Source organism: Vibrio sp. 10N.222.49.C9, from assembly GCF_041474985.1.
Classification (GTDB): domain Bacteria; phylum Pseudomonadota; class Gammaproteobacteria; order Enterobacterales; family Vibrionaceae; genus Vibrio; species Vibrio crassostreae_C.
Genome location: NZ_JBFRVD010000098.1, coordinates 1 through 463 on the forward strand (window position 1 = coordinate 1; position 463 = coordinate 463).

The 463-nt window shown below is 47.5% G+C and carries 2 tRNA genes and 1 rRNA gene; all 3 read right to left on the bottom strand.

Annotation, left to right across the window (positions count from 1 at the left end):
- Nucleotides 1–72: 72 nt before the first annotated feature.
- Nucleotides 73–149: transfer RNA gene (locus AB4585_RS21925), tRNA-Asp, on the bottom strand.
- Nucleotides 150–179: 30 nt separating this feature from the next.
- A 5S ribosomal RNA gene (gene rrf, locus AB4585_RS21930) occupies nt 180–295 on the bottom strand.
- A 41-nt stretch (nt 296–336) separates the two neighbouring features.
- A tRNA-Thr gene (locus AB4585_RS21935) sits at nt 337–413 on the bottom strand.
- Between the last annotated feature and the right edge of the window lie 50 nt (nt 414–463).

Sequence of the window (463 nt, forward strand, 5' to 3'; positions counted from 1 at the left end):
ATTTTCCGGATTGGTATTATCGATAGCCAGAAACGACGAAAGCCTAGTCATAAGACTAGGCTTTCTAATAAGTGGCGGAGTGGACGGGACTCGAACCCGCGACCCCCGGCGTGACAGGCCGGTATTCTAACCAACTGAACTACCACTCCGCAGTGTCTATTCAGCATAAAGCAATTTGAGCCTGACGATGTCCTACTCTCACATGGGGAAGCCCCACACTACCATCGGCGCTATTGTGTTTCACTTCTGAGTTCGGCATGGAATCAGGTGGGTCCACAATGCTATGGTCGTCAAACAAATTCTGTTGTTAACTTGAATAATCAAATCAACTAAATATGGTGCTGATACCCAGACTCGAACTGGGGACCTCACCCTTACCAAGGGTGCGCTCTACCGGGCTGAGCTATATCAGCAATTCAAGAACCGTTTAAAAACGACTCTAAAAATTTAAAGCCTGGCGATG